This window comes from Wolbachia endosymbiont of Drosophila tristis, from assembly GCF_028981745.1.
In the GTDB taxonomy this organism is placed as follows: Bacteria; Pseudomonadota; Alphaproteobacteria; order Rickettsiales; family Anaplasmataceae; genus Wolbachia; species Wolbachia pipientis.
The window spans coordinates 1-9,799 of record NZ_JAPQLN010000036.1 but is presented as its reverse complement, the minus strand read 5'-3'; the positions used below and the strand labels follow the sequence as shown (position 1 = coordinate 9,799).

General features: G+C 35.9%; 8 protein-coding genes and 3 pseudogenes. 6 read left to right on the top strand and 5 right to left on the bottom strand.

Features of this window, described 5'->3' with window-relative positions; all coding sequences use genetic code 11:
- The 3 genes and pseudogenes from OZD64_RS00975 to OZD64_RS06690 all read left to right on the top strand — a co-directional run.
- Positions 1-190, top strand: a 190-nt coding sequence (locus tag OZD64_RS00975) for a transposase (RefSeq protein WP_274999142.1), incomplete at its 5' end; no start/stop codon positions are given.
- A 23-nt stretch (positions 191-213) separates the two neighbouring features.
- Positions 214-681, top strand: a pseudogene (locus OZD64_RS00970) (ComF family protein); the annotation flags it as partial.
- Between the two features lie 214 nt (positions 682-895).
- Positions 896-1,603, top strand: a complete 708-nt coding sequence (locus OZD64_RS06690) for an ankyrin repeat domain-containing protein (protein ID WP_338063313.1) — start codon at positions 896-898, stop codon at positions 1,601-1,603.
- Position 1,604: 1 nt separating this feature from the next.
- Here OZD64_RS06690 and murE read toward each other — a convergent pair whose 3' ends face one another.
- The 5 genes and pseudogenes from murE to OZD64_RS00940 all read right to left on the bottom strand — a co-directional run bounded on the left by murE (position 1,605) and on the right by OZD64_RS00940 (position 8,531).
- Entirely contained in the window at positions 1,605-3,179 is a 1,575-nt protein-coding gene (murE, locus tag OZD64_RS00960) for a UDP-N-acetylmuramoyl-L-alanyl-D-glutamate--2,6-diaminopimelate ligase (protein WP_274999140.1), read from the bottom strand.
- Positions 3,154-4,387: pseudogene (metC, locus tag OZD64_RS00955) on the bottom strand (cystathionine beta-lyase). The gene murE and the pseudogene metC overlap by 26 nt, the downstream one beginning before the upstream one ends.
- 7 nt (positions 4,388-4,394) lie before the next feature.
- Entirely contained in the window at positions 4,395-4,679 is a 285-nt protein-coding gene (locus OZD64_RS00950) for a BolA family protein (RefSeq protein WP_010962929.1), read from the bottom strand.
- A 79-nt stretch (positions 4,680-4,758) separates the two neighbouring features.
- On the bottom strand, positions 4,759-6,681 hold the full coding sequence (gene dnaK / locus OZD64_RS00945) for a molecular chaperone DnaK (protein WP_274999138.1): 1,923 nt from the start codon (positions 6,679-6,681) through the stop codon (positions 4,759-4,761).
- An 86-nt stretch (positions 6,682-6,767) separates the two neighbouring features.
- Positions 6,768-8,531, bottom strand: coding sequence for an Rne/Rng family ribonuclease (locus tag OZD64_RS00940; RefSeq protein ID WP_266408857.1), 1,764 nt, complete (start codon positions 8,529-8,531; stop codon positions 6,768-6,770).
- A gap of 149 nt (positions 8,532-8,680) precedes the next feature.
- Between OZD64_RS00940 and rpmG the strand changes: the two genes are divergently transcribed.
- From rpmG to OZD64_RS00925, 3 genes and pseudogenes are all read left to right on the top strand, one after another.
- Positions 8,681-8,881 carry a 50S ribosomal protein L33 gene (rpmG, locus tag OZD64_RS00935; RefSeq protein WP_010082633.1) on the top strand — a complete coding sequence of 67 codons (201 nt, stop codon included), beginning with the start codon at positions 8,681-8,683 and terminating at the stop codon, positions 8,879-8,881.
- A 25-nt stretch (positions 8,882-8,906) separates the two neighbouring features.
- Positions 8,907-9,182 carry a helix-turn-helix domain-containing protein gene (locus OZD64_RS00930; protein ID WP_010082632.1) on the top strand — a complete coding sequence of 92 codons (276 nt, stop codon included), beginning with the start codon at positions 8,907-8,909 and terminating at the stop codon, positions 9,180-9,182.
- Between the two features lie 308 nt (positions 9,183-9,490).
- A pseudogene (locus tag OZD64_RS00925) lies at positions 9,491-9,799 on the top strand (transposase); the annotation flags it as partial.

The window sequence follows — 9,799 nt, the reverse complement described above, 5'->3', positions numbered from 1 at the left end:
ACCTGAGCTACTACCAACAAGAGAACAAGGGTTTAAAGTACAGCCAAGAAGATGGGTTGTAGAAAGGACTTTTGCTTGGGTTAATAGGAATAGAAGGCTATCGAAGGAGTATGATTTACTCACAACATCCACTGAGAATTTCATATACCTAGCTATGAGTAGGGTTATGTTAAAGAGGGAATATGCTTGAATTTACTAGTTTCCGGACAACCTCTGATTATAAATTTCAAATTTTTTGATAATTTGAATTACGTAAAAATCTATGCAAAGTGGATACACCAAGCTAATCAGGATACATTTCAGAACGCAGAGATCATAATCCCTATACCGTTACATAAAATGCGCTTGTTTAAACGTAAATATAATCAAGCAGCACTGCTTGCAAAAGAATTGAGTAAGTTGTCCAATTTATCCTATACGCCATTTGCAATAAAACGCCTTCGCCATACTGCGCCTCAAGCTGGTCTTTCACTTAAACAGCGTGAAAAAAATTTAAAGAAGGCTTTTAAAACAAGCAACAAGAAAATTATCGAAAATAAAATCGTGATATTAGTTGATGATGTGGTAACAACCGGAGCAACTGTAAGATCTTGCTCTCAGGAAATTTTAAACTCCGGTGCAAAAGAAGTGAGAGTGCTATCACTTGCAAGAACGGTGAATGATTGTGAGGCTATTACATAAAATCTTGACTTGCTTTTACTATATCCATAAAATTATAATTTATAGTTGAATAGTTGTTGGGGAGCGTATGAGTATAAAAGAGCAAGAAATTGATGCTATATTCCAAGAAATAGAGCAAGAATCAAAAGAAAGTGACATAATTGAAGAAATTAAGCAAAAGCTGCTCGCATGTAACTAAGATACATACAATCAGTGGAAAAGACTTAATTTTCACATAGATCATTTATTTGAAATACGGCAAGAGATTACCCATGCTTCTAGGTATTATACTACTGCGTTAAACATTGCTGCTCATAAAGGCTTAGTAAAAACAGTAAGACGTCTACTGGAGAAAGGTGCAGAGGTTAGTACACGCGATGGTAGTGGATACACTGCTCTGCATTGTGCCGCTAGCAGCGGTAATACGGAAATAATAGAATTACTACTGGAGCAAGGAGCACATATTCACTCATGTTCTAAACTTGGCTCAACACCGCTGCATTTTGCTGCTACTAATAATCATATAAATGCAGTGAGGTGCCTGTTAAATAAAGGAGCTAGTCCTTTAGCACTAGATAATAATAATTCCATTCCCAGTATGTTTGCTACAGACAAAGAGGTGATTCCTGTCTTGGAGAAAGCAGAAGAAGAGAAGCCTAAGGAAAATGCTGCTGCTTTAAAGAAAGCAGAAGAAGAAAAACATAAGAGAGAAATGGAATGTAAGAAAAAAAGGCAAGCAAAAATGATTGCTGTAGGTGGTATTGCAACTGCATTGATAGTGGAGGGTATTGGATACATTGTTGAATTACCTATACTAGTAACTATTGGTATATCTGTACCCATTGCATTAGTATCTGTTTGCATTGCGTACGTAATGTCAAAACCTAACACTAAAATGGAAGGAACAGAGAGCTCTGTACAGGAAATTGGTCAGAGTATATAGGTCAAGATAAAACTTTACTTTTAATAACCTCAACATCACTAAACTCAAAGGTTTGATTCCCTATGATTTGAAATTTCTCATGTCCTTTTCCTGCAACCAGCAGAATCATACCCTCGTTATAGGCAATATCTATGCCTTTTTCTATGGCTTCTTTCCTGTCCCCTATCTCCAGTGCACTAGGACAATATAGCAAAATATCGTGGCGAATTTTTGCAGGATCTTCATCACGCGGATTGTCATCTGTGATTATTACTTTGTCTGCATACATTTGTGCTATTTTACCCATTTCTGAACGCTTCTTCCGATCACGATTGCCACCGCATCCAAAAACTAGGACTATTTTTTTGTTGAAGTGCCATTTTAAAGACAACAGGGCTTGTTTAAGCGCACTTGGAGTGTGTGCGTAATCCACGAATGCAAAAGGTTTAACTTTTTCCATTCTTCCTGGTGGAGAAACGAGTTTACCTATAGATATTTCTCTGTAATTCAGTCCAGACGAGGTAACTATACCAATTGCACACAACAGATTATATGCTTGAAATTGCCCCAAAACTGGAAAAAACATGTTATAAATTTCATCGCCAATTTTAATTGTAAGGTATTGACCATTAGGGGTTGGTGTTTGCTCTAATAAAGTAATATCAGAACCTGTTTTTCCATAGGTGATAACTTTGTTGCTGCGTTTTTCAGCTATTTTAAGCAATGCATGGTACTCATTTATATCCGCATTTAAAATTACTGTTTCTCCCTCTGGTAGTACCTCATAAAATAACCTTTTCTTAGCCTCAAAATACTCATCGATACTCTTATGATAGTCCAAATGATCTTGCGAGAAATTAGTAAAAGCTGCAGCAGTGAAGCTAAGTCCATGAATTCTGTATTGGTCAATTCCATGGCTTGAAGCCTCTAATGCTAATTGTTCTACGTTCTTACTATTTATACCACATAATGTGGAATAAAGGTCATCTGCGCCTGGAGTGGTAAGATTATCGCTATTATCTTCTCTGTCATTATTGATGCATGTTCCAAGTGTTCCAATAGACGCAGCATTATAGCCAGAGTTTTGCCAGATCTGGCGGCAAAATTCTACTACTGAAGTTTTACCATTTGTACCAGTTACAGCAGCAACATATTTGGGCTGTTTGAATTGATAAAACCTGCTGACTATTTCTCTGTATATTTCTTGAGGGTTTGGGTGGTCAAGCACTGCAAAACTCGGAGTATTTGTCATGCAAGTAGCTGACACTGGAATCCAGTTTTTATTATGCAATTGCTTAGTGTGTTCATTTGCAATTAAATTTTCTGGATCCAAGTAGTCAAGCACTGGGATGACATCTTTTTTGGTTCCTTGTATGACAACGTCTACACAGTCGTGTGCGTGATACTGGGATTCAGTAGGAAAAATCTGGATACATGCTGGTTTTCTAGATTCCAGCGTCACGCGCTGGAATGACACCGCAGACACACAAACAAAAAGATAACCTTCCTTTACTCTATTGGGATTACATGTAACGCCCTTGATTTCAATATCAAAGTTAACATCAATAATGTTATGCAGTAATTCTCTCAGTTTCATCTGCCAGTTTTAGTGTTCAAACATGGCAACCTTGCTAGTGCAGCATTTAAATCAGAGATTAAATCTTCAGGATCTTCCAGTCCACAAAATATCCGTATAAAACTTCCACCATAATCTGAATTCATTACAGATCTTGACATAGATCTACGATCTATTGGTAATATCAAACTGTCGCATCCTCCCCAAGAAGCACCGATACCAAAAATTTTCATGTGATCAACCATGCAGCTTAGTTCTTCACATGAATATTCTCTATCTAGTGCTATACTGAATGTGCCGCTTGCTCCTTTGAAGTAACTTTTCCATAATTCGTGTTGAGGATGGGAGGGAAGTGCTGGATACAAAATTTTTTTGATTTTTGAATGTTTTTCTAGCCACTTTGCCACTTCCATTGCTGTATTTTGGTGCCTTTTCATACGTGTGTACAATGTTCTAAGTCCCCTATGTGCAAGGTAGCAGTCGTGCGATTGAATGGTTACCCCATAATTTTTATAGCTCTCATAAAGCAATTTAAAAATTTCACCTTCAGCAATAATAGCCCCCATCACTAAATCTGAGTGACCGGCTAGATACTTTGTCACCGCATATAGTGCAACATCAACTCCATAATCAAGCGGCTTAAATAACAAAGGAGTGGCCCATGAATTGTCACAAACGGTCACAATTTTATGTTCCTTAGCAACTTTTACTATATGCTCTATATTCGAAATCTCAAACGTTACAGAACCAGGAGTCTCGATCATTATCAATGAAGTATTACTCTGAATTAAATCAGTTATATCCTGTGTTGGATCATAAAAAGTTACTTCTGTTCCTCTTTTTGGTAGCTCATTTTCTGCAAACCTCCTAAGCCTATAATAACTATTATCTTGAATTAAAACGTGCGAGCCTGCTTTAGCGAAAGTTAGAATAGCAAAAGTAAGTGCAAATAGTCCGGAAGGATAAATAAGCGCTTGTCCACTCCCTTCAATTTCAGCCAGTGCATTTGAAAGATAATGAACAGTAGGAGTACCAACATTACTGTAGCTATAATCCCTTGCAACACCATCGTTGATTACATCGTATATACTTTCTCCATTTGCTGCATTTAAGTAGTCCTTGTAAGTAGGGAATAATATGGTAGAAGAATGATAAACTGGCGGGTTCATGGAACCTTTATAGTCATTAAATTTTCTTCCTGCTTTAACTAATATAGACTCTTCCTTCACATTTTTATTATTTATTTTTTAAATTGTACTCATCTTGCGTATACAAGTGAAGAGAAATTGCATGTATTAGCTCTATCTCACCCTTCAATAACTCATAAATCAACTTGTGTCTTTTTAGAACGCTCATTCCAATAAAGCCGTCAGATATTAATATTAATTTAATGTGCGAAGGTAATGTTGAAGATGAAGCAAAATAATGATCAGCATGCTTTGCTGATTCATCGATAATGTTGATATCAATTACATCTATCGAATCGCGTATCTTTTCTTCTATTGCCTTAATAATGTCCATAATGGTTTCTTTAAGCAACAATATGCTCCTCCTGTCATCTCAGTGTCAGCTACTCGGATGACAGGAAAAGTGATCACAATTATTTATTCTCTTCTTTATTATCTATGTCTTGATAATCAGAATCTACTACTTTTTCCTCTTTATCATTTGGATTTCCTTCTGATGAAAAGCCATTTTCAGCACTATTTTGTTGAGATGTTTGATACATAGCTTCTCCAAGTTTCATAGATAATTGAGAAAGATTAGTAACTTTCTGCTGTATTGAACCAGCGTCATCAATGTTATCAGATTTACTAACTTCTTTTAATTCGTTAACTGCATTTTCAATAGCAGATCTATCTTCTGGTGAAACTTTATCACCATACTCTGTCAGAGACTTTTCTGTAGAATGGACTAAGCTATCCGCTTGATTCTTCACTTCAATAAACTTTTTGCGCTTTTCATCTTCTTGCGCTTTTTCTTCAGCTTCTTTTACCATGCGATTTATTTCATTATCAGATAAACCACCTGAAGATTGAATGCGTATTTTTTGCTCTTTTCCAGTAGCTTTATTTTTTGCAGAAACGTGTGCTATTCCATTTGCATCTATATCAAATGTCACTTCAATTTGTGGCCTTCCGCGCGGAGCAGGAGGTATCCCTTCCAAACTAAACTGACCGAGTAGCTTATTATCAACTGCCAGTTTTCTTTCACCCTGATGCACCTTAATTGTAACAGCTGTTTGGTTATCTTCTGCAGTTGAAAACACCTGAGATTTTTTAGTAGGAATTGTAGTATTACGCTCAATAAGTGGAGTGAATACTCCTCCTAGAGTTTCAATACCAAGAGAAAGTGGGGTCACATCAAGTAGTAACACATCTCTTACATCACCTTGAATGATCCCCGCCTGTATTGCAGCTCCAATTGCTACAACTTCATCAGGGTTAACTCCTCTATGTGGATCTTTGCCAAAGAATTCTTTAACTTTCTCTATGACTTTTGGCATACGAGTCATGCCACCAACAAGAACCACTTCGCCAATTTGACTAGCAGATAAACCAGCATCCTCAAGAGCTTTTTTACAAGGAGCCATAGTTCTTTCGATTAAATCATTCACTAAGCTTTCAAGTTTTGCTCTCGTTAATTTCATATTTAAGTGTTTTGGACCACTTGCATCAGCTGTAATAAACGGTAGATTTATTTCCGTTTCCATTGCACTTGATAATTCAATTTTCGCTTTTTCAGCAGCTTCTTTGATTCTTTGCATAGCCATTGGATCATTTTTCAAATCAATGCCATTACTTTTCTTGAATTCATCTAGTAAATAACTCACTACTCCATTATCAAAGTCTTCACCTCCAAGATGGGTATCACCGTTTGTTGCTTTCACTTCGAAAACTCCATCACCTATTTCAAGTATTGAAACGTCAAATGTACCACCACCAAGGTCATATACTACTATTGTGTGCCCATGTTTCTTATCAAGACCATAAGCAAGTGCTGCAGCAGTCGGTTCATTTACTATTCTGAGTACATTTAATCCGGCAATTTTTCCTGCATCTTTTGTTGCTTGACGTTGAGAGTCGTTGAAGTATGCTGGCACTGTTATCACAGCATCTTTTACTTCCTCTCCAAGATAAGCTTCTGCTGCCTCTTTCATGTTTTGTAGTATAAATGCACCAATTTGACTAGGAGAATATTCTTTATTATCAGTTGTTTTAACCCATGCATCACCACTTTTTGCTGCAAATACTTTGTATGGTACACTTAGATTTTTCATCTCAGGATCACTATATTGACGGCCTATTAATCTCTTAGTAGCAAAAAAGGTATTACTTGCATTGGTGGTTGCTTGCCTTTTTGCTGGAGCACCAATCAACCTTTCTCCTGAAGAAGTCAATGCAACTATAGATGGAGTAGTTCTTGCCCCTTCTTTATTTTCTATTACCTTTGTATCCTTGCCCTGCATTATTGCGACACAAGAATTTGTTGTTCCGAGATCTATGCCTATTGCTCTTCCCATAATGAGTACCCCATTGTAAATATTATCTGATATAAGAATATATAAGTATAGGGCTCATTAATTACAAGCCCAATTTAGGTTTCTAATTAGTTATTAGAACTTAAAAGGCGCGAAAGCCACTTAGTTAGCCAAAAATTGCCTCGTAGTTTATTTGAATTATCAGCTTCTTCATTGCTGCTATCCCCAATTTGGTATCCAGAGTTCTGTAATGGCTTATAACCGTTTAAATTAACATCATCTCCTTGTTTTAAAACAAATGTATTTACATCTAAACTGTTATCAATACTAACGTTCAATGTAATATTAAACTCTTTTTCGATTGTAGAAACTGTATTGCGTTTGTTATTAAAAATGTGCGCTATAACTGCACTGTGTGCTACTAAATCAAAAGACTTATTTCGATTCTTGTTAGCAATATGTTGTAAATCCCTTAGTATTGATGAAACAATTACTTCGTTTGATTTTACTCTTCCAGTACCTTTGCAGTGTAAACACTCTGTAGTATTAATTTCTTGTATGTTTGGTTTAATTCTTTGCCTTGAAAATACCATTAAACCAAAGTCATTTATGTAGCTAAATTGAACTTTAGCTTTATCATCTTTAAACGCTTGCTTTATAGCAGACTCAACAGCTCTGCAATACTGATATTTCAACATATCAATAAAATCGACTACTATTAATCCTGATAGGCCCCTAAGATTCACCTGTCTTGATATTTCAGGTACTGCTTCCATGTTGGTTCTATAAGCTGTTTCTTCTATGCTATCTTCTCCTGTCATCTTTCCTGAATTTACGTCTATTGAAACAAACGCCTCAGTTAAAGTTATTATCAAAGACCCACCAGATGGCAATTCTACTCTATTGCTATATAACTCAGAAATTTGATCTTCGATTCCGTAGTAAGTAAAGATCGGAGCATAACCTCTATACAATCTATAGCGCAACTTACTACCTTTTAGTGCATTGTTAGCATATTGCCTAACTGCCTCAAAAGCTTCCTTTCCAGACACTATAACTTCTATACCATCGCCACAAAAATCACGAACAGATCTCATAATTACATCTGCTTCATTGTAAATTAATGATGGAACGTTTACAGAGAAGGCATTTTTTTGAATGCTCTGCCATAATGAGGATAAGTAATTGTAATCCTGCTCAATTTCTTTCTTATTTTTTCCTGAACCAACAGTTCTTACTATTAAACCTGATCTTTTTGGCAAGTTTATTGAACTCAGTATCTCCTTTAACTGCTTTCTGACATTAGCATCTTCAATTCTGCGGGACACTCCACCTTTGCTCATGGAATTTGGCATGAAAACACAGTATCTACCCACTAAAGTTATGTATGTTGTAAATGAAGCTCCTTTATTGCCTCGTTCCTCTTTAGTTAGCTGGACCAATACTTTTTGATTTACTGAAATAACATCTTGTAATTTGTATTTTTTATATAAAGGTACCTCTCTTACAAAACCACTACCTGATCCGTTGACATTCTTACTAGCTGCAGAATCTGAAGAAACATTTGCTGAGGCTTCTTCTATACAATCGTCATTTGAGTAGCCCTCAAAGATAGTTTCCTTTTCTTTTTCTGGAATGTTGAAGTAATCTAGAGATATCTCGGAAAAAGACAAAAAACCTTGCTTATTTTTCCCATATTCAATAAATACGGCTTGCAAAGAAGGCTCTATACGCTTTATATAAGCAACGTATATATTACCCCTTAATTGTTTTTTTTCCTTGAATTCTTGTTCAAATTCTACAACCTTGTTATTAATTGACAAGGCAACTCTTACCTCATTAGAACAGATAGAATTTTCTATCAATAATACCCTTTTACCACTATTTGTCACTTATTTACCGTTTGCTTTTTATTCTGAAGTTAACTTTATGCTACTTAATGCACTGTTGATTGTCAAGGATTTTGCAATCTGCATTATTCGATTGACTTTTAGTATTTTGCGTAATAAACTCGCATAGAATTTATTATATCATTATAAGTATGGCGAAAAAAAATGCTTCTTTGCTCGTTAAGTTAGTCAGCACTGCAATCAAGATAACAAAAACTGGTGAAGAAAAATCAACTGGCTATTTTTATGTAAAAAAGCGTAATCCAAAAAAGCTCACCAAAAAACTGGAGTTTAGGAAGTATGACCCAGTAGTCAGAAGGCATGTGTTATTTAAAGAAGAAAAACTAAAGTAATTTTTTTATAAGGAATTTTATTATTATGCAAAATTTACAATTAAGTTATCCTATAATAGTAGAGTTGGGGGATGTGAAAGATACAAAACTGAAATTAATAAAGGTCATTGCACAATTAATAAGTAAGAAGTACACAACACAGAAAAAAGCAGCAAACGCTCTAAAGATTGATCAACCTAAAGTATCTCAAATCAATAGGTCAAAAATCGAAGGGTTCTCCTTAGAATACTTGCTTAACTTATTGATTGTATTGGGCCAAGACATAAACGTAAGAATAAAGCATAATTCTAAACCTGCATAATATGGTATCCGTTCAGCGGAGTGGCAAAATAAGGTAGACAAGATAAATCAATCTCGGTGTCAAGCACTGGGATGACAAGGTATAAACCTTATCGTCATGCCGCCGCGAACCGTCATACCGCGATTCATTCGCGGTATCTCTAGATCCCGCTAACAAGTAGCGGGATGACGGTTATCAGGCCAGCACCCCTACGATGTCATCCCAGTGCTTGACACTGGGATGGCTTTGTTGCATCGCTCAAGCGAAAAGAACTGGCAGTTACTGACAAAATTCATTATAAATAGCCATTTAACTGTTGAAGAAAAAATATGCCACAAAAAATGAGAGTCAGTAACTGCCATGAATATAACAAATTTCTCCAAGAAAGAGGAAGCATTTTTTGTTATATCAATGACGCCATAGAAAATTGGTACGAGAATTGTCCAAAAATGCAGGGCGGCAACTATATTTATAGTGATAAAGTTGTGATTTTGGTGCATATAATCGTCAGTTTCTTTAGAATTGGTTTAAGACAAACAGTCGGGTTTATAAAAGGGTATTTGCAACAAATAGGAAGAGATTTGCAGCTATTCACAAGCATCAAAAGAAACTTAATATTAAGATAAATGATTGCAGAA